Consider the following 26555-nt stretch of genomic DNA (forward strand, 5'->3'; position numbering starts at 1 on the left):
ATGACATCCGGCATCTTTATTCCCGAACTGGGCCATTTGGCCATGATCCTGGCGCTTTGTTTTGCGCTGGTTCAGGCCGTGGTGCCATTGGTCGGTGCCTGGCGCGGTGACCGTTTCTGGATGAGCCTGGCCCAGCCGGCCGCATGGGGGCAATTCGCGTTCCTGCTGTTCGCCTTCGGTTGCCTGACCTACGCCTTCATGGTCGACGACTTCTCCGTGGCCTATGTCGCCAACAACTCCAACAGCGCGTTGCCGTGGTACTACAAGTTCAGCGCGGTGTGGGGCGCCCACGAAGGTTCGTTGCTGTTGTGGGCACTGATTCTCGGCGGCTGGACCTTCGCGGTGGCGGTGTTCTCCCGGCAGTTGCCGCAAGTCATGCTTGCCCGCGTGCTGGCAGTGATGGGCATGATCAGTATCGGTTTCCTGCTGTTCCTGATCCTCACGTCGAACCCGTTCAAACGCATCCTGCCGCAAGTGCCTGGCGATGGCGCTGACCTTAACCCGTTGCTGCAAGACATCGGCCTGATTGTCCACCCGCCGATGCTGTACATGGGCTACGTTGGCTTCTCCGTGGCGTTCGCCTTCGCTATTGCCGCGTTGATGGGCGGTCGTCTCGATGCCGCGTGGGCGCGTTGGTCGCGTCCGTGGACCATCGTTGCCTGGGCCTTCCTCGGCATCGGTATCACGCTCGGTTCCTGGTGGGCCTACTACGAACTCGGCTGGGGCGGCTGGTGGTTCTGGGACCCGGTGGAAAACGCCTCGTTCATGCCATGGCTGGTGGGCACGGCGCTGATCCACTCGCTGGCGGTCACGGAAAAACGTGGCGTGTTCAAGAGCTGGACCGTGTTGCTGGCGATTGCCGCCTTCTCGTTGAGCCTGCTGGGCACCTTCCTCGTGCGTTCGGGCGTGCTGACCTCGGTGCACGCCTTCGCCTCCGACCCGGAGCGTGGCGTGTTCATCCTGATCTTCCTGCTGTTCGTGGTCGGTGGTTCGCTGACGCTGTTCGCCTTGCGCGCACCGGTGGTCAAGAGTCAAGTCGGCTTCAACCTCTGGTCCCGGGAAACCCTGCTACTGGGTAACAACCTGGTGCTGGTGGTGGCCGCGTCGATGATCCTGCTCGGCACCCTGTACCCGTTGATTCTCGATGCGATGACCGGCGCCAAGCTGTCGGTCGGCCCGCCGTACTTCAATGCGCTGTTCATTCCGTTGATGGCGTTGCTGATGCTGGTGATGGCGGTCGGTGTGATCGTGCGCTGGAAAGACACCCCGGTGAAATGGCTGCTGGGCATGCTGACCCCGGTGCTGCTGGGCAGCGCCGCGTTGGCCGTGGTGGCGGGTGTTGCCTACGGCGATTTCAACTGGGCGGTGCTGGCGACCTTCATGCTCGCGGCCTGGGTGTTGCTGGCCGGTGTGCGTGACCTCTTCGACAAGACGCGCCACAAAGGCCTGATCAAGGGCTTGCCGACCCTGACCCGCAGCTACTGGGGCATGCAGGTGGCGCACTTGGGGATTGCCGTGTGCGCGCTGGGTGTCGTTTTGTCGAGCCAGAACAGTGCCGAACGCGACCTGCGCCTGGCGCCCGGCGAATCCATGGACCTGGGCGGTTACCAGTTCGTCTTCGAAGGCGCCAAGCACTTCGAAGGCCCCAACTTCACCTCCGACAAGGGCACCGTACGGGTGATTCGCGACGGCAAGGAAATCAGCGTGCTGCACCCGGAAAAACGCCTCTACACCGTGCAGAACTCGGTGATGACTGAAGCCGGGATCGACGCCGGTTTCACCCGCGACCTCTACGTCGCACTGGGTGAACCGCTGGGGGATGGCGCCTGGGCGGTGCGCGTGCACGTCAAACCGTTCGTGCGCTGGATCTGGTTCGGCGGGTTGCTCACTGGCCTTGGCGGGTTGTTGGCGGCATTTGATGGCCGATATCGAGTCAAGGTGAAAAGCCGCGTGCGCGAAGCACTGGGCATGTCGGGAGCCACTGCATGAGACGTTGGTTGATGGTGTTGCCACTGGCGATTTTTCTGGTGGTTGCCGTGTTCCTCTATCGCGGTTTGTACCTGGACCCGGCCGAGCTGCCTTCGGCGATGATCGGCAAGCCGTTCCCGGAGTTTTCGCTGCCAGCCGTGCAGGGCGACAAGACCCTGACCCGCGCTGACATCGTCGGTAAACCGGCGCTGGTCAACGTCTGGGGCACCTGGTGCATTTCCTGCCGGGTCGAGCACCCGGTGCTGAACAAACTGGCCGAGAAGGGCGTGGTGATCTACGGCATCAACTACAAGGACGTCAACGCCGATGCCTTGAAGTGGCTGGCGGAATTTCACAACCCGTATCAACTGGACATCCGCGACGACGCCGGCACCCTGGGCTTGAACCTCGGTGTCTACGGCGCGCCGGAAACCTTCTTCATCGACGCCAAGGGCATCATCCGCGACAAGTTCGTCGGCGTGATCGACGAGCAGGTCTGGCGCGAAAAACTGGCAGCCAAGTATCAGGCACTGGTCGACGAGGCCAAGCCATGAAGCGCTGGTTAGCTGCTGTTGTTCTGGGCTTGAGCATGGTTGGCGTGGCGCACGCGGCCATCGACACCTATGAGTTCGCCAAGGAAGGTGATCGCGAGCGCTTTCGCGAACTGACCAAGGAACTGCGCTGCCCCAAGTGTCAGAACCAGGACATCGCCGATTCCAACGCACCGATCGCCGCCGACCTGCGCAAAGAGATTTTCCGCATGCTCGGCGAGGGCAAGGACAATCAGCAGATCATCGACTTCATGGTCGATCGCTACGGTGATTTCGTCCGCTACAAGCCCGCCCTCAATGCCAAGACCGCTTTGCTCTGGTTCGGTCCTGCCGGCCTGCTGCTGGGTGGTTTTGTGATCATCGCGGTGATCGTCCGCCGTCGTCGCGTGCAACGCGCTGACACCCCGGACACGCTTTCTGCCGAGGAGCGCAAGCGCCTCGATCAACTGTTGGATAAAAACCAAGAATGATTGATTTCTGGCTCGCTGCAGGTCTGCTCCTCCTGGTGGCCCTGAGTTTTCTGCTGATCCCCGTTCTGCGCAGCCGTCGCGCCCAGCTCGAAGAGGATCGTACTGCCCTGAACGTGGCGCTGTATCAAGAGCGCGTGGCTGAGTTGCAGACTCAGCAGGAAGAGGGCGTACTCGACACCGCGCAAATGGACACCGGCCGCGCTGAAGCGGCCCGTGAATTGCTCGCCGACACCGAAGGCGTTGCCGCGCCGCGTGTGACCCGCCTGGGCAAAGCGGCACCACTGCTGGCGGCGATCCTGGTGCCGGTCTTGGGGTTGGGGTTGTACCTGCATTTCGGTGCCAGCGACAAAGTCGAGCTGACCCGGGAGTTCTCCCAGGCGCCGAAGTCGATGGAAGAAATGACCCAGCGCCTGGAACGCGCGGTGGCGGCACAGCCGGACTCCGCAGAGGCGTTGTATTTCCTGGGCCGCACCTATATGACTCAGGACCGCCCGGCGGAGGCGGCGAAGATTTTCGAGCGCACCGTGAACCTGGCCGGGCGTCAGCCTGAGTTGTTGGGGCAGTGGGCGCAGGCGTTGTATTTCGCGGATGACAAGAAGTGGTCGGACAAGATTCAGGCGCTGACTGACGAAGCGTTGAAAGCCGATCCGAAAGAAGTCACCAGCCTCGGGTTGTTGGGCATCGCCGCTTTCGAGAGCGAGCGTTATCAGCAAGCGATCGATTATTGGAATCGCCTGCTGGACCAACTGCCAGCGGACGATAAATCGCGGATCGCGCTGCAAGGCGGGATTACCCGCGCCACCGAGAAGTTGGTGGCCAGTGGCGGCAGGGTGGCCGAGGCGCCTGCGACCAAGGTTGCCGCGTTGCTCAAGGTGCGGGTTGATCTGGCGGCCGATCTGAAAGCCAAGGTCCAGCCCGGTGACAGTGTCTTCATCTTCGCCCGCGCCACCTCCGGCCCACCCGCGCCGCTGGCGGTCAAGCGCCTGACGGTGGCTGACCTGCCGGCAACCGTCGAGCTGGGCGATGCCGACGCAATGATGCCGCAGTTGAAACTGTCGAACTTCCCTGAAGTCCAACTGGTTGCGCGCATCTCCCGCGCTGGCCAACCGACGGCTGGCGAGTGGATCGGTCGCAGCCAACCTTTGCCCAGCAGCACCACCGCGCCGCAAAATCTGACCATCGACAGCCCGGATAAATAACAGGAACGCCATCATGACCGCCATCGCTCGTATCACCTTGCTCAGCGTTGTTTTAGGGCTGAGCGCTTGTGCGGTCCAACGGCCTCCGGTGGAGCAGCCGACGCGGCCACCGATTCCGCCGTCACAGCCGAGCACCAAGCCTGCTCCCTCGACTGCGCCGAGCAAACCGACCACTCCGGCCAAGCCTGCCAAACCGCTGCCACGGACTTCTGCGAGTTTTGCGCCGCCGCCGGGGGGCAATAGTCACTGGGACCCTAAAATGGGTGTCTATGTGCTCGACGATCAACCGAACACGTTCTACCGCCAGCGTACCTATTACCGTTGGGATAATGGCTGGAGCCGGTCGATCAGTCCGAAGGGGCCTTGGGAGGAGACGGATATTCATGGCGTGCCGGGTGGTTTGGGGCGGCAGTTCGGGCAGTGATGCAAAAGGCGACCTTCGGGGTCGCCTTTTTTGTGGGTGCTGACTTATTGGCTCCACCGCTCAACCTTTCACAAAACCTTCATCAAATAGTTATTCCAGCGACTTGTGCGAGTCATAGGGCTGACATGCCCGGTGCCTAAAGTCGGTTGAACTCAAATGCAGCCATGGACGGCTGTTCAACCAGACAGAGAAGCCCATGAACGCAGCTATCCATGTCGATCATCTGAACAAGACCTTTGCGCGTAAAACCGCACTGGTCGACCTCGAACTGACCATCGCGGCCGGTGAGATGGTCGCGCTGATCGGCGCGTCCGGCTCCGGCAAGTCCACGTTGCTGCGCCATCTCGCGGGCCTGGCCTGTTGCGACAAAAGCAACGGCGGCAGCGTCAAGGTACTGGGCCGCGAAGTGCAGGCGTCCGGCCGTTTGAACGGCAAGGTGCGCCGCTTGCGTGCTGACATCGGCTACATCTTCCAGCAGTTCAACCTGGTCAACCGATTGAGTGTGCTCGACAACGTGCTGCTCGGCTGCCTGGGCCGCATGCCGCGCTGGCGTGGCAATTTGGGCCTGTTCAATGCCGAAGAAAAACGGTTCGCCCTGGAGTCCCTGGATCGGGTCGGCCTGGCTGATCTGGCGGCGCAGCGCGCTTCGACGCTGTCCGGTGGTCAACAGCAACGCGTGGCCATTGCCCGAGCGCTGACCCAGCACGCCGAAGTGATTCTGGCGGATGAGCCGATCGCCTCCCTCGACCCCGAGTCAGCGCGCAAGGTCATGGAAATCCTTGCCGACATCAACCGCCGTGACGGCAAGACCGTGGTGGTGACCCTGCATCAAGTGGACTACGCCACCCGCTATTGCCCGCGTGCCGTGGCGCTCAAGGGCGGACGCATCCATTTCGATGGTCGCGCCTGCGAACTGAGCGGTCAGTTCCTCAACGATTTGTATGGTGCCGACATCGACACCAGCCTGATGTGCTCTGACCACATCCGCGCCAACGAAACCACGCCCCGGCTGGTACTGGCCCGCGCATAAACATCCCTCAATTTCCAACCGTTCACCCTCAGGAAATCCTTCCATGTTGAACCGTATCGGTCGTGTTTTTGTAGGCGCAGCACTGCTCGCCAGCTGTGTGATGGGCACCGCCCAGGCTGAAGAAAAAGCCATCAACTTCGGCATCATGTCCACCGAGTCCTCGCAGAATCTGAAGAGCATCTGGCAGCCGTTTCTGGATGACATGCACAAGAAAACCGGCCTGAAGATCAACGCCACGTTCGCCTCCGACTATGCCGGCCTGATCCAGGGCATGCGCTTCAACAAGGTCGACGTTGCCTGGTTGGGCAACAAGGCTGCCATTGAAGCGGTGGACCGCTCCAACGGCGAAATCTTCGCCCAGACCGCAGCCGCCAGTGGCGCCGCCGGTTACTGGAGCGTATTGATCGCGCGCAAGGACAGCCCGATCAACTCCGTTGACGACATGCTGAAGAACGCCAAGAACCTGACCTTCGGCAACGGTGATCCGAACTCCACTTCCGGCTATCTGGTGCCGGGCTATTACGTGTTCGCCAAGAACAACATCGATGCCGCCACGGCGTTCAAACGCACCCTCAATTCCAGTCATGAAGTGAACGCCTTGAGCGTGGCCAAAGGGCAACTGGATGTGGCGACCTTTAACACCGAAAGCTGGGATCGTCTGGAAGTCACTCAGCCGGATAAGGCCGCGCTGCTGAAAGTGATCTGGAAGTCGCCGCTGATCCCCGCCGACCCGCTGGTGTGGAGCAAGGCGCTGAGCGACAGCGAGAAGCAGAAGATCCGCGATTTCATCTTCAGCTACGGCGACACCGACGCCGAGAAGGCCGTGCTCGCCGGCATGCAGCTGGGCAAGTTCCTGAAATCGAGCGACGACCAGTTGCTGCCGATCCGTCAGCTGGAGCTGTTCAAGCAGCGCACCACCCTCAGTGCCGACACCAAGCTTGAAGCGGCGGACAAGGCCAAGAAACTGGCCGACATCGATGCCGAACTGGCCAAGCTGCAAGAGCGCATCACCTTGCTCGAGAAGAGCGAAAAGAAGACCGCCAACGCCGGTTGATTCATGCCGAAGTGACTGTAGGAGCAAGCTTGCTCCTACAGATTTTTGTACTCGCCATAACTATGTGCATTGCCTCCTCGAACGCTTCTTAAGAGACCCCCAATGACCACTCTCCACGCTGAAGCCGTCGGCAAACGTACCTGGCCGCAGTACGCCGGTTGGGGCCTGTTCCTGGTCCTGCTGGCCTGGGCCTGGCACGGCGCTGAAATGAATCCGATGGCGCTGTACCGCGATTCGGGAAACATGGCGACGTTCGCCGCCGATTTTTTCCCGCCTGACTTCCACGAATGGCGCTCGTACCTCAAGGAAATGATCGTCACCGTACAAATCGCCCTGTGGGGCACGGTGCTGGCGATTGTCTGCTCGGTGCCGCTGGGCATCCTCTGCTCGGAAAACATCACCCCTTGGTGGATTCACCAACCGCTGCGCCGGGTGATGGACGCGTTCCGCTCGATCAACGAAATGGTGTTCGCCATGTTGTTCGTGGTGGCGGTCGGCCTCGGCCCGTTTGCCGGCGTGCTCGCGCTGTGGATCAGCACCACCGGCGTACTCGCCAAGTTGTTCGCCGAAGCGGTCGAAGCCATCGATCCAGGTCCGGTCGAAGGCGTTCGCGCTACCGGTGCCAGCGCGCTGCAAGAGGTGATCTACGGCGTGATTCCGCAAGTGATGCCGCTGTGGGTTTCGTACGCGTTGTACCGCTTCGAGGCCAACGTGCGCTCGGCGACGGTGGTGGGCATGGTCGGTGCCGGCGGGATCGGCGTGATCCTGTGGGAGAACATCCGCGCCTTCCAGTTTGTTCAGACCTGTGCGGTGCTGCTGGTGATCATCGTCGTTGTCAGCCTGATCGACATCCTGTCGCAACGCCTGCGCAAGCAGTTCATCTGATTTTGGGAGGGGTGCCTGCGGGCGCTTTTTTAAAGCATGCAGTTGTCTAGACAAGATGAGCCGGTGTACCGCGAACTCGCCGACATCCTGCGGCGTGAACTGGGTGATTACCGCGCCGGAGACTTCCTGCCGGCCGAGGTGCAGTTGGCCGAACGCTTCGGCGTCAACCGCCACACCCTGCGCCGTGCCATCGATGAACTGGTGTTCGAAGGCAGCCTGTTACGCCGCCAGGGCAAAGGCACGCAAGTCCTGGAACGGCCACTGATTTATCCGATGGCCGCTGACAGTGCCTACAGCCAGTCGCTCTCAGCCCAGGGTTTGGGCGTCGAGGCCGTGCTGCTCAAGCGCCGTTACTGCTTCGCCAGCCGTGAAGAGGCGCAGCAGCTGGGCATCGCTGATATGGCGCCGATGATCGAGCTGCAGACCTTGCGCAAGCTCGACGGCCAACCGGTCAGCCTGATCCGCCATCGCTACTGCGCCAGCCACGCGCCGCTGCTGGCGGACTACACCGGTGGTTCGCTGCGCCAGTACCTGAGCGATCGGGACATGCCCCTGACCCGCACCCAAAGTCTGATCGGCGCCCGCCTGCCCAACCGCGAAGAAGCCGCGCTTTTGATGATGCCCCGGCATTTGCCGGCGCTGAGTGTGTTCACCCTTTCCCGTGATCGCGACGGCCGAGCGGTGGAGCTTGCCCAGTCCACCAGCCGTTCGGATCGCTTCCAGTACCAGGTCGTGACCTGATGGAGAGCACCATGCAAAACCCTATTCCTCACACCGAACGCCAGCACTGGATCGGCGTGCTGGCCCGCGCCCGTCGCGATGAATTGCAGCCCCATGAAGCTGCACTGCGCGACATCGAGTACCAACTGATTCGCGCCCCGGAAATCGGCATGACCCTGGTGCGTGGGCGCATGGGCGGCAACGGTGCGCCGTTCAACGTTGGCGAAATGAGCGTGACCCGTTGCGTGGTGCGCCTGGCCGATGGCCGTACCGGCTACAGCTACCTGGCGGGACGCGACAAGGTCCACGCCGAACTCGCCGCCCTGGCCGACGCGCATTTGCAGGGCGCGCAACAGCGTCACTGGTTGGCGCAAATGATTACACCACTGGCGGCCATCCAGGCCGAGCGCCGGGCACAAAAAGAGGCGGAAACCGCTGCCACCAAAGTCGAATTCTTCACCCTCGTGCGAGGAGAAAACTGATGAGCGCACAGCTGTTGCAACCGGCGTTCGCCGACCCGGTGCTGGATGCCCAACGCGGTTTTCGCGCGGCACTGAAAGCCCTGGCCGGCCCCGGTTTGATCCGGACGCTGCAAGCCTCGCCGAGCCTCGAAGGGCTGGAACCCGCGACCTACGCTTTGTGCCTGGCGCTGCTGGATGTCGACACGCCGCTGTGGCTGGCGCCGACCTTCGACACCCCGTTGATCCGCGCCAACCTGGCTTTTCACTGTGGTTGCCCGCTGACCGCCAGGCGCGAAGACGCACGGTTCGCCTTGCTTGGCGCCGACGATCTGCTCGACCTGAGCGGCTTCGATCATGGCAACGACCGTTACCCCGATCAGTCCTGCACCCTGCTGGTTCAGCTGCCAACGCTCGACGGCGGGGCAGGGCTGCTGTGGCGCGGACCGGGGATCGAAACCGAACACGGCGTGGCGCTGCCGGTGGCCGATGGCTTCTGGGCCGAGCGTGAACGTCGCAACGAATTCCCCCGGGGCCTGGACCTGTTTTTCGCTGCCGGCCATGACCTGATCGGTTTGCCGCGCAGCACCCGCATCGCAGAGGAGCGTGCCTGATGTACGTAGCCGTCAAGGGTGGCGAACAGGCCATCGACAATGCCCATCGTTTGCTGGCGAAAAAACGTCGGGGCGATCCGTCGGTCACTGAGCTGAGCGTCGAGCAGATTCGTCAGCAACTGCCGCTGGCAGTGGCGCGGGTGATGAGCGAAGGCTCGCTGTACGACGAAGAGCTGGCCGCGCTGGCGATCAAACAAGCGGCGGGGGACATGGTGGAGGCGATTTTCCTGTTGCGCGCTTATCGCACCACGTTGCCGCGCTTCAGCCCGAGCCTGCCGATCGACACGCAAGACATGCAGCTCAGCCGCCGCCTCTCTGCCACGTTCAAGGACGTACCGGGCGGGCAACTGCTGGGGCCGACCTTCGACTACACCCATCGCCTGCTGGACTTTGCGCTGCTCGCCGAAGGTGAGTACCCGGGGCCGCAAACGACGGCGAATGCCAGCCTTGAACCGTGCCCTCGAGTGCTCGGTTTGCTGGCCAGGGAAGGCCTGATCAAGAACGAGTCCGACAACGGCGAATCGGTCGCGGACATCACTCGCGACCCATTGGAGTTCCCTGCCAGCCGTGCCCAGCGCTTGCAAGCGTTGGCCCGCGGCGACGAGGGTTTCCTGTTGGCGTTGGGTTACTCGACCCAGCGTGGCTATGGCCGCAATCACCCGTTTGCCGGGGAGATTCGTATCGGCGAAGTCGAGGTCTGGATCGAGCCTGAAGAGCTGGGTTTTCCGATCAATCTGGGCAGCATCGAAGTCACCGAGTGCGAGATGGTCAACCAGTTCGTCGGCTCGGCCACTGAGCTGGCGCAATTCACTCGCGGTTATGGCCTGGCCTTTGGGCATGCCGAGCGCAAGGCCATGGGCATGGCGCTGGTCGACCGTGCGCTACGTGCCGATGAGTACAACGAAGAAATCGTCTCGCCGGCGCAGCAGGAAGAATTCGTGCTGATGCATTGCGACAACGTCGAAGCCTCCGGTTTCGTCTCGCACCTCAAATTACCTCACTACGTGGACTTCCAGGCTGAACTGGAACTGATCCGCAAACTGCGCAAACCTGCCGAGGGCCAAAGCCATGAATGACCTTGAGGCCCCCGTTCGCGACGCGGCGTACAACTTCGCCTACCTCGACGAACAGACCAAACGCATGATCCGTCGCGCCTTGCTCAAGGCCGTGGCGATCCCCGGTTATCAGGTGCCGTTCGGCGGTCGCGAGATGCCGCTGCCTTACGGCTGGGGCACCGGCGGCATGCAATTGACCGCCGCGATTCTTGGCGATGACGACGTGCTCAAGGTCATCGACCAAGGCGCGGACGACACCACCAACGCCGTGTCGATCCGCCGCTTCTTCGCCCGCACCGCAGGCGTCGCCACCACCGAAAGCACGCCGGACGCGACAGTGATCCAGACCCGTCATCGCATCCCGGAAACGCCGCTGCACGCCGATCAGATCATGGTTTATCAAGTGCCGATTCCCGAGCCGCTGCGCTTCATCGAACCGTCGGAAACCGAGACCCGGACCATGCACGCCCTCAACGATTACGGGGTCATGCACGTCAAATTGTACGAAGACATCGCCACCTTCGGTCACATCGCCACGGCCTATGCCTACCCGGTGATGGTCGATGAGCGCTACGTGATGGATCCGTCACCGATCCCCAAATTCGACAACCCGAAACTCGACATGAGCCCGGCATTGATGCTGTTTGGCGCCGGTCGCGAGAAGCGTCTGTACGCGGTGCCGCCGTACACCAAAGTCACCAGCCTCGACTTCGAGGATCACCCCTTCGAAGCGCAGAAGTGGGACGAGTGCTGCGCCATTTGTGGCAGCCGTGAATCATTCCTCGACGAGCTGATTCTCGACGATGCCGGCACCCAGAGCTTCGTTTGTTCCGACACGTATTACTGCGCCCAGCGCGTCAGCCAGCAGGAGCAGGGCCAATGAACCAGGCGCTGAAAAACGATTTGTCCGTGTCCACCGAACCCTTGCTGCAAGTGCGCGACCTGTCGCTGTTGTACGGTCCGGAGAAGGGCTGCCAGGACGTCAGTTTTGATTTGTACCCGGGTGAAGTCCTGGGGATTGTCGGCGAGTCCGGTTCGGGCAAATCCACGTTGCTCTCGCTGCTCAGCGGGCGCCTGCCTCCGCAACGCGGTCGCATTGGCTACCGCGACAAACAAGACCAATGGCTGGACCTCTACAGCGCCAGCGAAGCCGAACGCCGCACCTTGCTGCGCACCGAGTGGGGCTTCGTCGAACAGAACCCGCGTGACGGTTTGCGCATGGGCGTGTCCGCCGGGGCCAACATCGGCGAGCGCTTGATGGCCCAAGGCGTACGCAATTACCAGCAATTGCGCGGTGCCGGACTCGACTGGCTGAGTCAGGTGGAAATCGATCCGCAGCGCATCGACGACTTGCCCCGGACCTTTTCTGGCGGCATGCAGCAGCGCCTGCAAATTGCCCGCAACCTGGTGTCGAGCCCGCGTCTGGTGTTCATGGACGAGCCGACCGGCGGCCTCGATGTGTCGGTGCAGGCGCGCTTGCTCGACCTGTTGCGCGGCCTGGTGCGGGAGCTCGATCTGGCGGTGGTGATCGTCACCCACGACCTGGCGGTGGCGCGTTTGCTGGCCGATCGCTTGATGGTGATGCGCCGCTCGCGGGTGGTGGAAACCGGGCTGACGGATCAGATCCTCGACGATCCGCAACACCCTTATTCGCAACTGCTGGTGTCTTCGGTGTTGCAGCCGTGAAGCCCCGTCCAACTGTGGAAATCGAGCGATGAATACCTTGATCGAGGTCCGTGACCTCTCGAAAACCTTCACCCTGCATCAGCAGAACGGCGTGGTCCTCAACGTGCTGCGCGGGGTGGATTTCAGTGTGGCGGGCGGTGAATGCCTGGTGCTGCACGGCCAGTCCGGCGCCGGCAAAAGCACGTTGCTGCGCACCTTGTATGGCAACTATCTACCGGCCGGCGGCAGCATCCGCGTACAGCATGACGGTCAGTGGCTGGAACTGGTGGGCGCCGAGTCTCGAGACATTCTGCAGGTGCGCCAACGCACCCTCGGTTACGTCAGCCAGTTCCTGCGGGTGATCCCGCGCGTGGCGTGCCTGGACGTGGTGATGGAGCCTGCCCTGGCCCGTGGCTGGTCGAAACAGCTCGCGCAATCGCGCGCCGAATGGCTGCTCGGCCGTCTGAACATTCCGCAACGACTTTGGCAGCTGGCGCCCGGCACGTTCTCCGGGGGCGAGCAGCAACGGGTCAATATCGCCCGCGGCTTCATGGTCGCGTGGCCGGTGATGTTGCTCGACGAACCGACCGCTTCGCTGGACGACAACAATCGTCAGGTGGTGCTGGAACTGATGAACGAAGCCAAAGCCGCCGGTGCCGCGCTGATCGGCATCTTCCACGACCGCATCGCCCGCGAAGCGGTTGCCGATCGCCATCTCGACATGACCCCTGCTGCAGTCAGCCAAGAGGAATACGCCGATGCCCGTTGAACAGATCCTCAGCAATGCGCAACTGGTCACCGCTGACCGGGTGTTCTACGGCACCGTGTTGCTGCGCGACGGTGTGATCGCCGAGGTCAACGAAGGCCCGAGCCGTTTGCCCCAGGCGTTGGACCTCAACGGCGATTACCTGCTACCCGGTCTGGTGGAATTGCACACCGACAACCTGGAACGCCACATGACCCCGCGTCCCGGCGTCGATTGGCCGTCGGTGCCGGCAGTGCTCAGCCATGACGCCCAGATCATCGCGGCGGGCATCACCACGGTGTTCGACGCGGTGTCCATTGGCGACGTCAACCCCAAGGGCAATCGCATGCAGAAACTGCCGGCGATGCTCGACGCCATTACCAAAGCCTCCAGCGCCGAATTGACCCGTGCTGAACACCGTCTGCACCTGCGCTGCGAGTTGTGCCACCCGGACACCCTGACCGTGTTCCGCGATCTGGTGGAAAACCCGCTGGTGCAACTGGTGTCGGTGATGGACCACTCGCCGGGTCAGCGCCAGTTCGTGCTCGAATCCAAGTACCGTGAGTACTACATGGGCAAATACCACCTGACGACGACGCAAATGGATGAGTTCATCACGTTGCAGATGACCAACTCGCGCACTTACAGCGACCGGTATCGCGCGGCGATTGTCGAGCACTGCCTGGCGCTTGGCCTGTCGGTGGCCAGTCATGATGACGCGACGCTGGCGCACGTCGAAGAGTCGGCGCGCTACGGCATGACCATCGCCGAGTTTCCGACGACGGTCGAAGCGGCGAAGGGTTGTCGCGAGCACGGCATGAAAGTGTTGATGGGCGCACCGAACATCGTGCGCGGTGGTTCGCACTCGGGTAACGTGGCCGCCGCTGACCTGGCTGCCTTGGGCTTGCTGGATATTCTGTCCAGCGACTACTACCCGGCGAGCCTGTTGCAATCGGCATTTACGCTGGCTGCGCAGAGCGAGCGGACCGGTTTGGCCGAGGCGGTGCGCATGGTCAGTCTGAACCCGGCCCGGGCGGCTGGTTTGACTGACCGCGGCGAGATTGCCCCGGGGATGCGCGCCGATCTGGTACAGGCCCGCAGTCAGGATGGTTTGCCAGTGGTCCAACAAGTATGGCGACAAGCGACGAGGGTGTTTTGATGTCAGGCAGGTTGATCTATCTCATCGGGCCTTCCGGTTCGGGCAAGGACAGCCTGCTGGATGCTGCGCGCGGGCGCTTGGCCGAGCGTGGCTGCCGCATCGTGCGACGGGTCATCACCCGATCGGCGGAAGCGGTCGGCGAGGCGGCGCTGGGTGTCAGCACGCAGCAGTTCGCCGAGATGGACGCTCAGGGCGCGTTTGCCCTGAGCTGGCATGCCAATGGCCTGTCCTATGGCATCCCGCGGGAAATCGACGATTGGCTGGCCGCTGGCAATGACGTGCTGGTCAATGGCTCGCGCGGGCATTTGCCCAATGCCCGCGAGCGCTATCCGCACATGCTGGTGGTGTTGTTGACCGTGGACCAGGCTGTGTTATGCGAGCGCTTGCTGGCGCGAGGACGGGAATCCGTGGCGGAAATCGATGCGCGGCTGGCGCGCAATGACCGTTTCAACAAACGCGTCCTTGCCGACAACGACCCGACGCTGTTGGTGCTCGACAACTCCGGTGCATTGGAGAATACGGTGCAACGCTTGCTTGCCAGCATCGACGAGCAGTCGGCATGCGCCTGACGTTGTTGGGTACCGGTGATGCGCGGCAGGTCCCGGTCTATGGCTGTGAGTGCGCTGCCTGTACGCGCTCACGCATCGACGAGCGCTGGCGACGTCAACCGTGCTGCGCGCTGGTCGAGTGCGGCGATCAGCGCTGGTTGATCGACAGCGGCCTGCCAGACTTGACCGAACGCTTTGCGCCGCGCAGCTTCAACGGCATCTTGCAGACGCACTACCACGCCGATCATGCCCAAGGCCTGCTGCACTTGCGTTGGGGGCAGGGGCTGGTGATACCGGTGCACGGGCCGGCCGATCCGGAAGGCCTGGCCGACCTCTACAAACACCCTGGCATACTTGATTTCAGCCAACCGTTCGACAGCTTCGAAACCCGCTCCTTCGGCACACTCAATGTCACCGCGCTGCCGTTACAGCATTCCAAACCCACCTTCGGCTATCTGCTGGAAGGCGACGGGCGACGCATCGCCTACCTGACAGACACCGTGGGCCTGCCACCGGACACTACGGCGTGGTTGCAACGTCAAGCGCTGGACCTGCTGGTGCTCGACTGCTCAATGCCACCACAACCCCAGGCACCGCGTAACCACAACGACCTGAACCTGGCCTTGCAGTGCATTGAAGAGCTCAAGCCGGAATCGGCGGTGTTGACCCATGTGGGGCACACATTCGATGCGTGGTTGATGGCGCATCGGGGGGCGTTGCCGGGGAATGTCAGTGTCGGGTTTGATGGATGTGTGTTGTAGCGGCCTCGGTGTCTCTTCTTAAAGCATCGTTCGGTAATCGTTCAGCGCTTTGGCTGACTGAACCAAACCTTGTCGAAACATAAGGTCGAGGTAAGTGCTGATATCCATGGGCGGCATCTTCAGCTGTTTTCGTTGGCGTTGAGCCGCAGAGACCACTGCGGCGGGATCCAGGTCAAAGAGGTTGCTAACGAACTCATCGGGGTGCTGGGCTTCGATGTCATAAACTCCCAAAGCCGAGCAGGGAAAATCTTTGCGATTGAACGTGACGATAACGCTCGCGTCGCAGCGGATGGCGGCCGCCAGAACATGTCGGTCATCGGCATCGGGTAGCGTAAGTCCTGCAATCAGTTCTTCATAACCTTTGACACATGCATCTGGAACGGCCACATCCATCAGTTCAGATGTTCGATTCAGTTGCTCTATCGTCAGGTCCGGTCGGTTTTTCAGCAGATTGCGTTTCCATTCGTTGTGTATCTCCATCGACCATTTCGCCCGAAACCGACCGGAGAGCGCAAGCCAAATAAGAAAGTCTCTCAAGGGCGCAGGGTAAAGCACGCAAGCGTCATATACAGCGGTAAAAGCGGAGTGCCTCACTCGTATCCTTTCCTTAACGCCTGTGCCTGCTCCGCGAGTAGCATCATTGCCTGCTCGCTGGCTGCATTGCGCCGGGTTTTATAATCCATCAAATCGGCGAAACGCACACGTCGGTGCTTGCCGGTTTTGTGGTAGGAGAGTTCGCCGGACTCTAGCAGTTTGATCAGGTGCGGGCGTGAGACGTTGAGCAAGTCCGCCGCTTCCTGTGTGGTCAGTTCTGCGTGGACCGGAACCACTTTGACGGCATTGCCCGCCGCTAACTCAGCGAGGATATCGACCAGCAGCCGCAGTGCCGAGGTCGGTAGTTCAACGTTGTGAGCTTCATTTTGCTCGTCGAAAATCTGGATGCGCTGGGTTTCGATTTGGGTGCAGAGATAAGCTGCGAGCGCGTGCTGTCCTGCCTTGGCAATTTGTACCTCGTGTTCTGCAGGCAAATGGATCGGTGGATGAATGACTGTCGACATGGCGGTTTCCAATATTCTGAATAATCGATGCCATCAGGCTATGCGAATTAATCGAAATTCGCAATAAACGAAACGCCAGGCGCTCACGCCTCCTTCACCAACAACCCCTGCACATACTCCACAAACGCCCGTGCCTTGGCGCTGGCCATTCTGCCGGTGGGGAACACGGCCCACAGGTCCTGATTCGGCAGGGTCCATTCGCTCATGACTTCCCGGACCGCACCGTTGGCGAGTTCCGGGGCGAACATCCATTCCGAGGCCATGGTCAGGCCTTGGTGGGACAGCACGGCGGCACGCAGTCCTTCAGCAGCGCTGATGCGGATCCGGCCGTTGATGTTCACTGATTGCTCTTCTCCAGCCTTGTTGAACAGCCAGTTGGCATGGCCGCCCAGGGTGTAGACGATCGCATGATGCTTGCTCAGGTCTGCGGGGCAGGTGGGTTCACCGTATTTTTCGAAGTATGCCGGCGTACCCAATACCACGCGCCGGCATTCGGAAATCTTGCGGGCGGTGAGTCCAGAATCGCTCAGGGTGCCCATGCGCAGGGCGATATCGACGCCTTCTTCCACCAGATTGACGTTGCGATCATCGAGCATCAGGTCGATGTTCAGCGCCGGGTTCTGCTCAAGAAATGGCCCAAGGTGCGGCACGATATGCATCCGCCCGAAGGTCACGGCAGCGCAGATGCGCAGGTTGCCGGTAAGTCCGCCGGCCGCTCCGCGAGCGGCGTTGTCGGCCTCGTCGGCTTCTTCGAGGGCGCGTTTGGCCCGCTCGAAAAACGCCAGCCCGGCCTCGGTGGGCGTCAGGCCGCGTGTTGAGCGCAACAGTAGTCGCACCGCCAGCCGCGATTCGAGTTGCGCGATGGTTTTCGACACGGCCGGCTGGCCGATATTCAGGCGTCGCGCCGCCGCGGAAAACGAACCGGTTTCCACTACGTAGACGAAGGTTTCCATTGCGCCGAGGCGGTCCATTTGCAGTCCCAAGTAAAAATCCAGTGTGGAAGAGATGTTCTCAGATCAAGCCGCAGATCGCCTTCAGCATCGCTTCATCACACGCTGCAATACAACCGAACGTCGTGCTATGGATTTTTGTGCTTGAGTAAAGATAACTCTAGAGTTATTTTTGTTTGAGCCGAAGCAAGGAGGCGGGTGGTGCAGAGCAGGGTATTGATCAAGGAATTGATAGAGGCGGGTTGGACCCTGGATCGGGTCACTGGCAGTCATCACATCTTCACTCACCGTTACAACCCGTACACGATTCCCGTTCCTCATCCGAAAAAGGATTTACCCATCGGGACGGTCAACAGCATCAGGAGGCGAGCCGGGCTGTACTGCCCGACAGCCAGTTACGCAGGAGATCCATAATGCAATATCCAATCTGTATCGAATGGGGCGACGAGAACACTGCCATCGGTATCCAGATCCCCGATATTCCTGGTGCGGTGACGGCCGGGGATACCTTTGAAGATGCTTACAACGCAGCGGTCGAGATCGCTCACATCATGCTCCAGGAGATCGCGGCGGACGGCGATACGATTCCGATGCCGACTTCAGCGGCGGTGCATCGTGGTAATCCGGAATTTGCCGACATGGGCTGGGGGATGCTGGAATTGGACATCTCGCCGTACATGGGCAAGACCGAGAAGGTTAATGTCACGCTGCCCGGCTATGTGATCCAGCGCATCGATCGATATGTGCGTGAACACAACGTCAAAAGCCGCTCGTCCTTTCTGGCGGATGCGGCCATGGAGAAGCTGGTTCGGCAGTAAATGTTACTGTCAGCGCAATCGCGAGCAGGCTCGCTGCCACAGGTCCTTCTTGAACCCTGTGGGAGCGAGCCTGCTCGCGAAGCTTTTCCAGTCAGGCTGTCGCCAGTGAAGCCTTGTGCGAAACACTCAGGAACCGCAGCAACGCCAACAGCGGAAATGCGCTGCCGACAATCACGATCCACAACCAGCCTCCGTGTTCGTACACCGGGCTGGCCACCGAAGAGCCGAATGCGCCGCCGATGAAGATGCTGGTCATGTACAGCGCATTAAGGCGGCTGCGGCTTTTGGCGTCGAGGGCGTAGACCGCGCGTTGGCCGAGGACCATGTTCATCTGCACGCAGAAGTCGAGCACCACGCCGGTCACGGCCAGGCCGATCACGCTGTAGACCGGGTGGATGAAGGCGGGCAAAAAGCTCAGGCTGGCGAACAGCAGCGCCAGCAGCGAGGCGACACGGGTATGGCCGGCGTCGGCCAGGCGACCGGCGATGGGTGCGGCGATGGCGCCGATCGCTCCCACCAAGGCGAAGATCGCAATCTGGCTTTGCGACAAGCCGTGATTGCGCGCCAGTTCCAGCGGTACGGCGGTCCAGAACAGGCTGAACGTAGCGAACATGCAACCCTGATAGAACGCCCGTTGGCGCAACACCGGTTGCTTGCGCAACAGCGTCCACAACGAGCCCAGCAATTGGCTATACGACGCACTGTGATCAGGCTGACGCTTGGGGATGGTCACCGCCAGGACGATGCTGATGGCTGCCATCAACACGGCAGCGATCACAAACATTGCGCGCCAGCCGAAATGGTCGGCGACGACACTGGACACCGGACGCGCCAGCAAAATCCCCAGCAACAATCCGCCCATGATCCCGCCGACGACCCGGCCACGGGATTCCTCCGGCGCCAGGTGCGCAGCCAATGGAATCAATATCTGCACCGACACCGAACTGAACCCCACCAACAGCGAAATCAGCAAGAACACATTCGGCTGGTCGGTGAAAGCCGCGCCGAGCAGGCTGGCAATCGCCACCACGGTGGTGATGATCATCAGCCGGCGGTTCTCCAGCAGATCACCCAGCGGCACCAGGAAAAACAGGCCCAGCGCATAGCCGATCTGGGTCAGCGAAACGATCAGGCTGGCCATGGTGTTGGTCAGGCCGATGTCAGGCGCGATCAGGCCGATGATCGGTTGCGCATAGTAGATGTTGGCAACAATGGCGCCGCAGCAAAAGGCGAACAGCAGCACCATGCCTCGGGTCATTGTCGCGGTGCCGTGGGGCACCTGAGTCGCTGGGTTCATAACGTGTCTCGCTGTACAGAATGGAATGCGCGCAGGCTAATGGCCTGGCCGTAACGGCGGAAGAGAGATTGGAGTGATAGCAGTCATTCCATTGCGGAATGAGTGGCGAACGTGCGTGGCGTCAGCCGATCGGTGTAATGTCAGAAAAAGCGAGGCCGATGATACATTCACTTACAGCTTGTTCGATAGCGTGCGGCGAAACAGACGTTTAAATCTGTAGGAGCCGGCTTGCTGGCGATTGCGGTGCGTTGGGCGACAACGGTGTCGTCCTGGCGTACGAATCGCCAGCAAGCTGGTTCCTGCAGGCAATTAAGCGTTTTACTTAGTTCGTATAAATCTGGTCGAAAATCCCGCCATCATTGAAGTGGGTTTTCTGCACGGTGCGCCAGTCACCGAAGGTTTTCTCCACCGACAGGAAGTCCACTTTCGGGAAGCGGTCGGTGTACTTGGCGAGTACGGCCGGGTCACGCGGGCGCAGGTAGTTGGCGGCAGCGATTTCCTGGCCTTGCGGCGACCACAGGTATTTCAGGTATTCCTCGGCGGCGGCGCGGGTGCCTTTCTTGTCGACGGTTTTGTCGACGACCGATACCGGTGGCTCTGCTTCGGCGGAGACGCTTGGGTAGATGACTTCGAACTGGTCGCGGCCAAATTCGCGAGCGATCATTTCCGCTTCGTTTTCAAAGGTCACCAGCACGTCGCCGATCTGGTTGGTCATGAACGTAGTGGTCGCGGCGCGGCCACCGGTGTCCAGCACCGGCGCTTGTTTGAACAGCTTGCCGACGAAGTCTTTAGCCTTGTTTTCGTCACCGCCGTTTTTCAGCACATAGCCCCAGGCCGACAGGTAGGTGTAGCGACCGTTACCCGAGGTTTTCGGGTTCGGCACGATGACTTGCACGCCATCCTTGAGCAAATCCGGCCAGTCTTTCAGGGCTTTCGGGTTGCCTTTGCGGACGATGAACACGGTGGCCGACGTGAACGGCGCGCTGTTGTTCGGCAGGCGGGTGACCCAGTTGTCGGGGATCAGCTTGCCGTTGTCCGCCAGGGCGTTGATGTCGGTGGCCATGTTCATGGTGATCACGTCAGCCGGCAGGCCGTCGATGACCGAACGCGCCTGTTTGCTGGAGCCGCCGAAGGACATCTGCAGGGTGATGTTTTCGTTGTGCTCGGCTTGCCAATGCTTCTGGAACGCAGTGTTGTAATCCTTGTAGAAATCGCGCATCACGTCGTAGGAAACGTTGAGCAGGGTCGGTGCAGCGTGAGCAACGCTGGTCAGGGCCAGCCCAGCGGCCAGAAGTGAGGCGCCAAAGAGTTTTTTCACTGCGAATTCCTTGTTCTATTTAAAAAATGAGGCAATTTTCCAGCGACTATAGCCGGGCTTGCATAGGCCTTTAAAGATTAAAAAGCACTTTGCTTATTCCAGTTTTTTGAACAGTGCATTGCCGCACCGGGAACAGAAAGCGGCGCCGTGTTCGTGGCTGTTTTTCCGGCACACCGGGCAGTCGTGTTGCAGCTGTTCACCGCGCATGGCGTTGGCCAGTTCGGCGGTGAAAATCCCGGTGGGCACAGCGATGATCGAGTAACCGGTGATCATCACCAGCGACGAAATCACCTGGCCCAGCGGCGTCTTCGGCACGATGTCGCCGAAGCCCACGGTGGTCAGGGTCACGATAGCCCAATAGATGCCTTTGGGAATGCTGGTGAAGCCGTGCTCCGGGCCTTCGATCACATACATCAGCGTGCCGAACACTGTCACCAGGGTGCAGACGCTAACCAGAAACACCACGATCTTCTGCTTGCTGCCCCGCAGCGCCGACATCAAATAATTGGCTTGCTTGAGATAAGGGCTGAGCTTGAGCACGCGGAAAATCCGCAGCATCCGAATGATCCGGATGATCAGCAAGTACTGCGCATCGGCGTAATACAGCGCGAGGATCCCGGGCACGATCGCCAGCAAGTCCACCAGTCCATAAAAACTGAAGGCATAGCGCAAAGGCTTGGGCGAGCAGTACAGGCGCAGGAGGTATTCGCCGAGGAAGATGACAGTAAAACCCCACTCGATGTAGGCGAGCACATCGGCGTAGTTTTTGTGAATGCTGTCGATGCTGTCGAGCATCACGATCACCAGGCTGGCGAGGATGATCAACAGCAGAATGCCGTCGAAACGCCTGCCGGCCTTGGTGTCGCTCTGGAAAATCATGACGTAAAGGTCTTCACGCCAGTTTTTGCTGCTGTCCATGGAAAACGCCTGAACCGGGAATCAGCGCAGCCTAGGTTGATTCTCCCCGGGAGCGCAAGGCGCAGAGGCATTCGTGGCTTTGCCGAGCACTTGAGTCGTCGCACGGATCAGCCAGCAGGCAAGGATGAACGGCGTGGTCAGCGTCGGCAGGCCGATAGCGGCAAACATCGGCGTCAACAGCAGCGCCAAGGCAATGCCAACCAGTGGCAACCACGGCTGCTGGCGTTGCGAACTGAAGGCGAGGGCGGTGAGCACGGCGTTATAGCCCCCGAGGCCGAGCAGTGCGGTATAGAAGTCGTGGTGCAGCATGCTCCAGCCCATGCCCGCCAAAGATGCCAGCAACGCCCAGCAAAAAGCACGACGATCAGCGATCAGCAAACCGGCGGCAATCAACGCACCGGCCAGTGGATGGCCGAGGAACATCACCTGGCCGAGCCCCTTGAGTGGTGCCGCGAGCATGTTCAGCGCGCTGACTTCGATCAAGTGAGCCTGGGTCGACGGCGTGGCGAAGCACAGAAGCAACCAGCTCAGTCCGACGAAGGGCGCGGTGTAAGCCGGTAGGTATTGGCTAAGCCGGGTCCGCTTGAGCCACTGTTGAGTGAGCATCGCGCTCAGGCCGCCGCAGGCGATGATTACCAGCGGCAACATGGCGGACCACGGGAAATACAGGCTCAGCAACAAGCCAAGCAGTACGCCGTTGTAGCTGAAGAGTCCAGCCTGGCGATCGGCCTTGGCATAACCGCGACGTTGAGCGGTGAGCAACCCGGCGACGCCACCGAGCAGTGCACCGCCGAGCAGCGTCGGTGCGGTAAACAGGATGGCGAGCAGGCACAAAAGACCGAACAGCGGATGGCGCTGGAGGAATATCTGACTGAAGCCGTTGAGCAGGGCAGTGGCCCAGTCGGGGCAGTGGGTGTTGAAGTGGTTGGCAGGCATGATGAAGTCTAGGGCAGTGGGAAAACCAAGGTCTTGCGCAAACTCTGTGGCGAGGGAGCTTGCTCCCGCTGGGTTGCGAAGCGACCCCAAAATCGGTAAATGCGGTCTCTCTGTGGAACCCGTCATGCCGAAAGACGACTGCTGCGCAGCCGAGCGGGAGCAAGCTCCCTCGCCACAAATGGTGTTTCTTAAATCAACGTCTCGATACGCAGTGAGTTAGTCGACCCCGGTTGCCCAAACGGCACACCCGCGGTGATCAACAACGTATCGCCACGCTGCGCCATGCCCTGGGCCTGAGCGATCTCCAGCGCCGTCGAGCACACTTCATCAACCTGACGCAGGCGATCGTTGACCACCGAGTGCACACCCCACGCCACGGTCAGGCGGCGTGCGGTTTGCAGGTTCGGCGTCAGGTTGAGGATCGGCACCGTCGGGCGTTCGCGTGCGGCGCGCAAACTCGAGGTGCCCGACTCGCTGTAGTTCACCAATACCGCCACCGGCAGCACGTTGCTGATACGACGAATCGCACAGCTGATGGCATCGGAAACGGTGGCCTCGGCTTTCGGCCGGCTGACGTCCAGTTGCGCCTGATAGTCCGGGCCGTTTTCCACCTGGCGGATGATCTTGCTCATCATTTGCACGGCTTCGAGCGGGTATTCGCCGGACGCGGTTTCTGCCGACAGCATCACCGCGTCCGCACCTTCGGCCACGGCATTGGCCACATCGGTGACCTCGGCGCGGGTTGGGGCCGGTGAGAAGCGCATGGACTCCAGCATCTGCGTAGCCACCACCACCGGTTTGCCGAGTTCGCGGCAAGTGCTGATGATGTTCTTCTGGATCTGCGGCACGCTTTCGGCCGGCACTTCCACACCCAGGTCACCACGAGCGACCATGATGGCGTCACTCAACTCGGCGATCTCGCGCAGTTGCTCGACGGCCGATGGCTTCTCGATCTTGGCCATCAAAAACGCCTTGTCGCCGATCAACGTGCGGGCTTCGCGGATGTCGTCCGGGCGCTGCACAAATGACAGCGCCACCCAATCCACACCCAGCTCCAGACCGAAGCTCAGGTCGCGACGATCCTTGGCGGTCAGCGGGCTGAGGTCGAGCACCGCTTGAGGCACGTTCACACCCTTGCGGTCCGAGAGTTCGCCGCCGTTGAGCACGGTGGTGTCGATGGCGTCGGCGTACTTGGTGACCACACGCAGGCGCAGCTTGCCGTCGTCCAGCAGCAAGTCCATGCCGGGCTCCAGCGCGGCAATGATTTCGGGATGCGGCAGGTTGACCCGGCGCTCGTCACCCGGTGTGGCATCCAGGTCCAGGCGCAAGGCCTGGCCACGTACCAGTTGCACCTTGCCTTCAGCGAACTTGCCGACCCGTAGTTTCGGGCCTTGCAGGTCCATCAGAATACCCAGTGGGTAATTGAGCTGGCGCTCGACTTCACGAATCCACTGATAGCGCTGGGCATGGTCGGCGTGATCGCCGTGGCTGAAATTCAGGCGGAAGATGTTGACCCCGGCCTGCACCAGCTCACGGATGTCGTCGATGCCGTCGGTGGCCGGGCCGAGGGTGGCGAGGATTTTGACTTTTTTATCAGGCGTCATGATGTTGGGCTCTCGAGGATCAGAATGGCGCGGAAGTCGTTGACGTTGGTGCGGGTCGGCTCGGTGACGATCAGTGCGTCGAGCGCCTCGAAATAGCCATAGCCATTATTGTTGTCCAGTTCGTCGCTGGCGCTCAGGCCGAGGGCGGCAGCGCGGGCGTAGCTGTCCGGAGTCATGATCGCCCCGGCGTTGTCTTCGGAGCCGTCGATGCCATCGGTGTCACCGGCCAGTGCATAAACGCCGGGCAAGCCCTTGAGACTGTCGGTCAGGCTGAGCAGGAATTCGGCATTGCGTCCGCCACGGCCATTGCCGCGCACGGTGACGGTGGTTTCCCCGCCGGAAAGAATCACGCAGGGCGCTGCCAGTGGCTGGCCGTGCAGGACGATCTGTCGGGCGATGCCCGCGTGGACTTTCGCCACGTCCCGGGATTCACCTTCCAGATCGCCGAGGATCAGCGGGCTGAAGCCAGCCTGACGGCATTTCACCGCCGCCGCCTCCAGCGACTGTTGCGGGCGGGCGATCAACTGGAAATGACTGCGGGCCAGGCTCGGATCGCCAGGTTTGACCGTTTCCGATTGCGGGCTTTGCAGCCAGGTGCGCACCGAGGCCGGCACGTCGATGTTGTAGCGCTTGAGTATCGCCAGTGCTTCGGCGGACGTGCTCGGGTCGGCCACGGTGGGGCCGGAGGCGATGACCGTGGCCAGGTCGCCAGGCACATCGGAAATCGCATAGGTATAAACAGTGGCAGGCCAGCAGGCTTTGCCCAGACGGCCGCCCTTGATCGCCGAGAGGTGCTTGCGCACGCAGTTCATCTCGCCAATGGTCGCGCCGGATTTGAGCAGGGCTTTATTGATCGACTGCTTGTCGGCCAGGGTGATGCCTTCGGCCGGCAATGCCAGCAGGGCCGAGCCGCCGCCGGAAAGCAGGAAGATCACGCGGTCGTTTTCCGTCAGGTCGCTGACCAGTTCGAACACGCGCTTGGCCACGGCTTGACCGGCAGCATCAGGCACCGGATGCGCGGCTTCGACCACTTCGATTTTTTCGCACGGGGCGCCGTGCCCGTAACGGGTCACCACCAGACCGGATACTTCACCCTGCCAGCAGCGCTCGACCACCTGGGCCATGGCCGCGGCGGCTTTGCCGGCGCCGATGACGATTACACGACCTGTGCGGTCGGCAGGCAGATGGGCTTCGAGGACTTGCTGCGGATGGGCCGCGTCAATGGCTGTGGCAAACAGCTCGCGCAGCAGTTGTTGCGGATCGACCGACATGGCGGGCTCCCGGAGTTCTTGTTATTGGGATTGACGTTGAAGCGATGGTGCATGGATCGCTGGCAAGCCAGCTCCTACAGGGAATGGGGGAGCATCTGTAGGAGCTGGCTTGCCAGCGATCCAGACGCCTCGGTGTTTCAGATACACCGAGGCGATTTTGTCGCGAGCAAGCTTGCTCCTACTTGCGAATCGAGAAATTCGCCATGTGTTCCAGGCCCTTGATCAGCGCCGAGTGGTCCCAGTTGCTGCCACCGATGGCCGCGCAGGTGCTGAACACTTGCTGGGCGTTGGCGGTGTTCGGCAGATTGATGTTCAGCTCCTTGGCACCTTGCAGGGCCAGGTTCAGGTCCTTCTGGTGCAGGCTGATGCGGAAGCCTGGATCGAAGGTGCCCTTGATCATGCGCTCGCCGTGCACTTCGAGGATCTTCGACGAAGCGAAACCGCCCATCAGCGCTTCACGCACCTTGGCTGGATCGGCACCGTTTTTCGCGGCGAACAACAGCGCTTCGGCCACCGCCTGGATGTTCAGCGCCACGATGATCTGGTTCGCCACTTTCGCGGTTTGACCGTCACCGTTGCCGCCGACCAGGGTGATGTTCTTGCCCATGGCCTGGAACAGCGGCAGGGCGCGTTCGAAGGCATCGGCATCGCCACCGACCATGATGCTCAAGGTCGCCGCCTTGGCGCCGACTTCACCGCCGGACACTGGCGCGTCGAGGTATTGCGCGCCTTTTTCGTTGATCTTGGCGGCGAAGGCCTTGGTGGCGGTCGGCGAGATCGAGCTCATGTCGATCACCACTTTGCCTTTGCCGATGCCGGCGGCAATGCCGTCGGCGCGGAACAGCACGTCATCGACCTGTGGGGTATCCGGCACCATGACGATGATGAATTCGGCTTCCTGGGCGACTTCTTTCGGGTTCGCCAGGGCAACGGCGCCAGCGGCGACCAGGTCAGCAGGCGCGGCGTCGTGGTGCGCCGACAGGAACAGGCTGTGACCGGCTTTCTGCAGGTTCGCCGCCATTGGGTGGCCCATGATGCCGGTGCCGATAAATCCGATTTTAGCCATGAGAAAATCCTCT

30 protein-coding genes are annotated in these 26555 nt (G+C 61.3%); 20 read left to right on the forward strand and 10 right to left on the reverse strand.

Features of this window, described 5'->3' with window-relative positions; genetic code table 11:
• The 18 genes from KHO07_RS07765 (at position 1) to phnP (ending at position 15306) form a co-directional block, all read left to right on the forward strand.
• Complete coding sequence (locus KHO07_RS07765) at positions 1-1989, forward strand: heme lyase CcmF/NrfE family subunit (RefSeq protein WP_212626849.1); 1989 nt, start codon at positions 1-3, stop codon at positions 1987-1989.
• Positions 1986-2522, forward strand: coding sequence for a DsbE family thiol:disulfide interchange protein (locus tag KHO07_RS07770; RefSeq protein WP_150734876.1), 537 nt, complete (start codon positions 1986-1988; stop codon positions 2520-2522). The genes KHO07_RS07765 and KHO07_RS07770 overlap by 4 nt, the downstream gene beginning before the upstream one ends.
• Positions 2519-2989, forward strand: a complete 471-nt coding sequence (locus KHO07_RS07775; RefSeq protein ID WP_075948510.1) for a cytochrome c-type biogenesis protein — start codon at positions 2519-2521, stop codon at positions 2987-2989. Before KHO07_RS07770 ends, KHO07_RS07775 begins: the two co-directional genes overlap by 4 nt.
• Complete coding sequence (ccmI, locus tag KHO07_RS07780; protein WP_212626850.1) at positions 2986-4188, forward strand: c-type cytochrome biogenesis protein CcmI; 1203 nt, start codon at positions 2986-2988, stop codon at positions 4186-4188. Before KHO07_RS07775 ends, ccmI begins: the two co-directional genes overlap by 4 nt.
• Before the next feature lie 13 nt (positions 4189-4201).
• A complete protein-coding gene (locus KHO07_RS07785) occupies positions 4202-4612 on the forward strand; it encodes a hypothetical protein (RefSeq protein ID WP_075948508.1) in 411 nt (136 codons plus the stop codon).
• Between the two features lie 196 nt (positions 4613-4808).
• Positions 4809-5642 carry a phosphonate ABC transporter ATP-binding protein gene (gene phnC / locus KHO07_RS07790; protein ID WP_212626851.1) on the forward strand — a complete coding sequence of 278 codons (834 nt, stop codon included), beginning with the start codon at positions 4809-4811 and terminating at the stop codon, positions 5640-5642.
• Between the two features lie 43 nt (positions 5643-5685).
• The gene (phnD, locus tag KHO07_RS07795; RefSeq protein WP_212626852.1) at positions 5686-6696 is read left to right on the forward strand and encodes a phosphonate ABC transporter substrate-binding protein; all 1011 of its coding nucleotides are present in this window, start codon (positions 5686-5688) and stop codon (positions 6694-6696) included.
• A 102-nt stretch (positions 6697-6798) separates the two neighbouring features.
• Complete coding sequence (phnE, locus tag KHO07_RS07800; protein ID WP_212626853.1) at positions 6799-7581, forward strand: phosphonate ABC transporter, permease protein PhnE; 783 nt, start codon at positions 6799-6801, stop codon at positions 7579-7581.
• Between the two features lie 36 nt (positions 7582-7617).
• A complete protein-coding gene (phnF, locus tag KHO07_RS07805; RefSeq protein WP_212626854.1) occupies positions 7618-8322 on the forward strand; it encodes a phosphonate metabolism transcriptional regulator PhnF in 705 nt (234 codons plus the stop codon).
• An 11-nt stretch (positions 8323-8333) separates the two neighbouring features.
• The gene (gene phnG / locus KHO07_RS07810) at positions 8334-8783 is read left to right on the forward strand and encodes a phosphonate C-P lyase system protein PhnG (RefSeq protein WP_212626855.1); all 450 of its coding nucleotides are present in this window, start codon (positions 8334-8336) and stop codon (positions 8781-8783) included.
• A complete protein-coding gene (gene phnH, locus KHO07_RS07815; RefSeq protein ID WP_212626856.1) occupies positions 8783-9373 on the forward strand; it encodes a phosphonate C-P lyase system protein PhnH in 591 nt (196 codons plus the stop codon). Before phnG ends, phnH begins: the two co-directional genes overlap by 1 nt.
• Positions 9373-10449, forward strand: coding sequence for a carbon-phosphorus lyase complex subunit PhnI (locus tag KHO07_RS07820; RefSeq protein ID WP_212626857.1), 1077 nt, complete (start codon positions 9373-9375; stop codon positions 10447-10449). The genes phnH and KHO07_RS07820 overlap by 1 nt, the downstream gene beginning before the upstream one ends.
• The gene (locus KHO07_RS07825) at positions 10442-11311 is read left to right on the forward strand and encodes an alpha-D-ribose 1-methylphosphonate 5-phosphate C-P-lyase PhnJ (RefSeq protein ID WP_212626858.1); all 870 of its coding nucleotides are present in this window, start codon (positions 10442-10444) and stop codon (positions 11309-11311) included. Before KHO07_RS07820 ends, KHO07_RS07825 begins: the two co-directional genes overlap by 8 nt.
• Positions 11308-12114 carry a phosphonate C-P lyase system protein PhnK gene (phnK, locus tag KHO07_RS07830; RefSeq protein WP_212626859.1) on the forward strand — a complete coding sequence of 269 codons (807 nt, stop codon included), beginning with the start codon at positions 11308-11310 and terminating at the stop codon, positions 12112-12114. The genes KHO07_RS07825 and phnK overlap by 4 nt, the downstream gene beginning before the upstream one ends.
• 28 nt (positions 12115-12142) lie before the next feature.
• Positions 12143-12862: a phosphonate C-P lyase system protein PhnL gene (gene phnL, locus KHO07_RS07835; protein WP_212626860.1), complete on the forward strand. Its 720-nt coding sequence runs from the start codon at positions 12143-12145 to the stop codon at positions 12860-12862.
• The gene (locus tag KHO07_RS07840) at positions 12852-13997 is read left to right on the forward strand and encodes an alpha-D-ribose 1-methylphosphonate 5-triphosphate diphosphatase (RefSeq protein WP_212626861.1); all 1146 of its coding nucleotides are present in this window, start codon (positions 12852-12854) and stop codon (positions 13995-13997) included. The genes phnL and KHO07_RS07840 overlap by 11 nt, the downstream gene beginning before the upstream one ends.
• Entirely contained in the window at positions 13997-14566 is a 570-nt protein-coding gene (gene phnN / locus KHO07_RS07845) for a phosphonate metabolism protein/1,5-bisphosphokinase (PRPP-forming) PhnN (RefSeq protein ID WP_212626862.1), read from the forward strand. The genes KHO07_RS07840 and phnN overlap by 1 nt, the downstream gene beginning before the upstream one ends.
• On the forward strand, positions 14557-15306 hold the full coding sequence (gene phnP, locus KHO07_RS07850) for a phosphonate metabolism protein PhnP (RefSeq protein WP_212626863.1): 750 nt from the start codon (positions 14557-14559) through the stop codon (positions 15304-15306). Before phnN ends, phnP begins: the two co-directional genes overlap by 10 nt.
• Positions 15307-15324: 18 nt before the next feature.
• Here phnP and KHO07_RS07855 read toward each other — a convergent pair whose 3' ends face one another.
• From KHO07_RS07855 to KHO07_RS07865, 3 genes are all read right to left on the reverse strand, one after another.
• Positions 15325-15900 carry a PIN domain-containing protein gene (locus KHO07_RS07855; RefSeq protein WP_212626864.1) on the reverse strand — a complete coding sequence of 192 codons (576 nt, stop codon included), beginning with the start codon at positions 15898-15900 and terminating at the stop codon, positions 15325-15327.
• Complete coding sequence (locus tag KHO07_RS07860) at positions 15897-16364, reverse strand: helix-turn-helix domain-containing protein (RefSeq protein ID WP_150734860.1); 468 nt, start codon at positions 16362-16364, stop codon at positions 15897-15899. The genes KHO07_RS07855 and KHO07_RS07860 overlap by 4 nt, the downstream gene beginning before the upstream one ends.
• An 83-nt stretch (positions 16365-16447) precedes the next feature.
• Positions 16448-17335: a LysR family transcriptional regulator gene (locus KHO07_RS07865; RefSeq protein ID WP_212627596.1), complete on the reverse strand. Its 888-nt coding sequence runs from the start codon at positions 17333-17335 to the stop codon at positions 16448-16450.
• 180 nt (positions 17336-17515) lie between these two features.
• On the opposite strand from KHO07_RS07865, the gene KHO07_RS07870 reads away from it, so the two are divergent.
• Together KHO07_RS07870 and KHO07_RS07875 are read left to right on the forward strand one after the other, a co-directional pair.
• Positions 17516-17728 carry a type II toxin-antitoxin system HicA family toxin gene (locus KHO07_RS07870; RefSeq protein ID WP_212626865.1) on the forward strand — a complete coding sequence of 71 codons (213 nt, stop codon included), beginning with the start codon at positions 17516-17518 and terminating at the stop codon, positions 17726-17728.
• The gene (locus KHO07_RS07875; protein WP_075948492.1) at positions 17728-18132 is read left to right on the forward strand and encodes a type II toxin-antitoxin system HicB family antitoxin; all 405 of its coding nucleotides are present in this window, start codon (positions 17728-17730) and stop codon (positions 18130-18132) included. The genes KHO07_RS07870 and KHO07_RS07875 overlap by 1 nt, the downstream gene beginning before the upstream one ends.
• Before the next feature lie 91 nt (positions 18133-18223).
• Here the strand turns inward: KHO07_RS07875 and KHO07_RS07880 are convergent, their stop codons facing one another.
• The 7 genes from KHO07_RS07880 to KHO07_RS07910 all read right to left on the reverse strand — a co-directional run bounded on the left by KHO07_RS07880 (position 18224) and on the right by KHO07_RS07910 (position 26542).
• Positions 18224-19429, reverse strand: a complete 1206-nt coding sequence (locus KHO07_RS07880) for an MFS transporter (protein ID WP_212626866.1) — start codon at positions 19427-19429, stop codon at positions 18224-18226.
• Between the two features lie 322 nt (positions 19430-19751).
• Positions 19752-20747 carry a sulfate ABC transporter substrate-binding protein gene (locus KHO07_RS07885; protein WP_150734856.1) on the reverse strand — a complete coding sequence of 332 codons (996 nt, stop codon included), beginning with the start codon at positions 20745-20747 and terminating at the stop codon, positions 19752-19754.
• A 93-nt stretch (positions 20748-20840) separates the two neighbouring features.
• Positions 20841-21665: an ion transporter gene (locus KHO07_RS07890; RefSeq protein WP_212626867.1), complete on the reverse strand. Its 825-nt coding sequence runs from the start codon at positions 21663-21665 to the stop codon at positions 20841-20843.
• A gap of 21 nt (positions 21666-21686) precedes the next feature.
• A complete protein-coding gene (locus tag KHO07_RS07895; protein WP_212626868.1) occupies positions 21687-22601 on the reverse strand; it encodes an urea transporter in 915 nt (304 codons plus the stop codon).
• 188 nt (positions 22602-22789) lie between these two features.
• Entirely contained in the window at positions 22790-24205 is a 1416-nt protein-coding gene (pyk, locus tag KHO07_RS07900) for a pyruvate kinase (protein WP_212626869.1), read from the reverse strand.
• Positions 24202-25476, reverse strand: coding sequence for a glycerate kinase (locus KHO07_RS07905; RefSeq protein ID WP_150734853.1), 1275 nt, complete (start codon positions 25474-25476; stop codon positions 24202-24204). The genes pyk and KHO07_RS07905 overlap by 4 nt, the downstream gene beginning before the upstream one ends.
• Before the next feature lie 178 nt (positions 25477-25654).
• A complete protein-coding gene (locus KHO07_RS07910; protein WP_150734852.1) occupies positions 25655-26542 on the reverse strand; it encodes a 2-hydroxy-3-oxopropionate reductase in 888 nt (295 codons plus the stop codon).
• Between the last annotated feature and the right edge of the window lie 13 nt (positions 26543-26555).

It is taken from the genome of Pseudomonas sp. PP3, assembly GCF_905336995.1.
GTDB classification, from domain to species: Bacteria; Pseudomonadota; Gammaproteobacteria; order Pseudomonadales; family Pseudomonadaceae; genus Aquipseudomonas; species Aquipseudomonas reinekei.

What these genes read in the sequence shown, in the direction of transcription:
- KHO07_RS07765 (WP_212626849.1), top strand. Translation starts at nt 1, where the DNA reads ATGACATCCGGCATCTTTATTCCCGAACTGGGCCATTTGGCCATGATC.
- KHO07_RS07770 (WP_150734876.1), top strand. Translation starts at nt 1,986, where the DNA reads ATGAGACGTTGGTTGATGGTGTTGCCACTGGCGATTTTTCTGGTGGTT.
- KHO07_RS07775 (WP_075948510.1), top strand. Translation starts at nt 2,519, where the DNA reads ATGAAGCGCTGGTTAGCTGCTGTTGTTCTGGGCTTGAGCATGGTTGGC.
- ccmI (WP_212626850.1), top strand. Translation starts at nt 2,986, where the DNA reads ATGATTGATTTCTGGCTCGCTGCAGGTCTGCTCCTCCTGGTGGCCCTG.
- KHO07_RS07785 (WP_075948508.1), top strand. Translation starts at nt 4,202, where the DNA reads ATGACCGCCATCGCTCGTATCACCTTGCTCAGCGTTGTTTTAGGGCTG.
- phnC (WP_212626851.1), top strand. Translation starts at nt 4,809, where the DNA reads ATGAACGCAGCTATCCATGTCGATCATCTGAACAAGACCTTTGCGCGT.
- phnD (WP_212626852.1), top strand. Translation starts at nt 5,686, where the DNA reads ATGTTGAACCGTATCGGTCGTGTTTTTGTAGGCGCAGCACTGCTCGCC.
- phnE (WP_212626853.1), top strand. Translation starts at nt 6,799, where the DNA reads ATGACCACTCTCCACGCTGAAGCCGTCGGCAAACGTACCTGGCCGCAG.
- phnF (WP_212626854.1), top strand. Translation starts at nt 7,618, where the DNA reads ATGCAGTTGTCTAGACAAGATGAGCCGGTGTACCGCGAACTCGCCGAC.
- phnG (WP_212626855.1), top strand. Translation starts at nt 8,334, where the DNA reads ATGCAAAACCCTATTCCTCACACCGAACGCCAGCACTGGATCGGCGTG.
- phnH (WP_212626856.1), top strand. Translation starts at nt 8,783, where the DNA reads ATGAGCGCACAGCTGTTGCAACCGGCGTTCGCCGACCCGGTGCTGGAT.
- KHO07_RS07820 (WP_212626857.1), top strand. Translation starts at nt 9,373, where the DNA reads ATGTACGTAGCCGTCAAGGGTGGCGAACAGGCCATCGACAATGCCCAT.
- KHO07_RS07825 (WP_212626858.1), top strand. Translation starts at nt 10,442, where the DNA reads ATGAATGACCTTGAGGCCCCCGTTCGCGACGCGGCGTACAACTTCGCC.
- phnK (WP_212626859.1), top strand. Translation starts at nt 11,308, where the DNA reads ATGAACCAGGCGCTGAAAAACGATTTGTCCGTGTCCACCGAACCCTTG.
- phnL (WP_212626860.1), top strand. Translation starts at nt 12,143, where the DNA reads ATGAATACCTTGATCGAGGTCCGTGACCTCTCGAAAACCTTCACCCTG.
- KHO07_RS07840 (WP_212626861.1), top strand. Translation starts at nt 12,852, where the DNA reads ATGCCCGTTGAACAGATCCTCAGCAATGCGCAACTGGTCACCGCTGAC.
- phnN (WP_212626862.1), top strand. Translation starts at nt 13,997, where the DNA reads ATGTCAGGCAGGTTGATCTATCTCATCGGGCCTTCCGGTTCGGGCAAG.
- phnP (WP_212626863.1), top strand. Translation starts at nt 14,557, where the DNA reads ATGCGCCTGACGTTGTTGGGTACCGGTGATGCGCGGCAGGTCCCGGTC.
- KHO07_RS07860 (WP_150734860.1), bottom strand. Translation starts at nt 16,364, where the DNA reads ATGTCGACAGTCATTCATCCACCGATCCATTTGCCTGCAGAACACGAG.
- KHO07_RS07865 (WP_212627596.1), bottom strand. Translation starts at nt 17,335, where the DNA reads ATGGACCGCCTCGGCGCAATGGAAACCTTCGTCTACGTAGTGGAAACC.
- KHO07_RS07875 (WP_075948492.1), top strand. Translation starts at nt 17,728, where the DNA reads ATGCAATATCCAATCTGTATCGAATGGGGCGACGAGAACACTGCCATC.
- KHO07_RS07880 (WP_212626866.1), bottom strand. Translation starts at nt 19,429, where the DNA reads ATGAACCCAGCGACTCAGGTGCCCCACGGCACCGCGACAATGACCCGA.
- KHO07_RS07890 (WP_212626867.1), bottom strand. Translation starts at nt 21,665, where the DNA reads ATGGACAGCAGCAAAAACTGGCGTGAAGACCTTTACGTCATGATTTTC.
- KHO07_RS07895 (WP_212626868.1), bottom strand. Translation starts at nt 22,601, where the DNA reads ATGCCTGCCAACCACTTCAACACCCACTGCCCCGACTGGGCCACTGCC.
- pyk (WP_212626869.1), bottom strand. Translation starts at nt 24,205, where the DNA reads ATGACGCCTGATAAAAAAGTCAAAATCCTCGCCACCCTCGGCCCGGCC.
- KHO07_RS07905 (WP_150734853.1), bottom strand. Translation starts at nt 25,476, where the DNA reads ATGTCGGTCGATCCGCAACAACTGCTGCGCGAGCTGTTTGCCACAGCC.
- KHO07_RS07910 (WP_150734852.1), bottom strand. Translation starts at nt 26,542, where the DNA reads ATGGCTAAAATCGGATTTATCGGCACCGGCATCATGGGCCACCCAATG.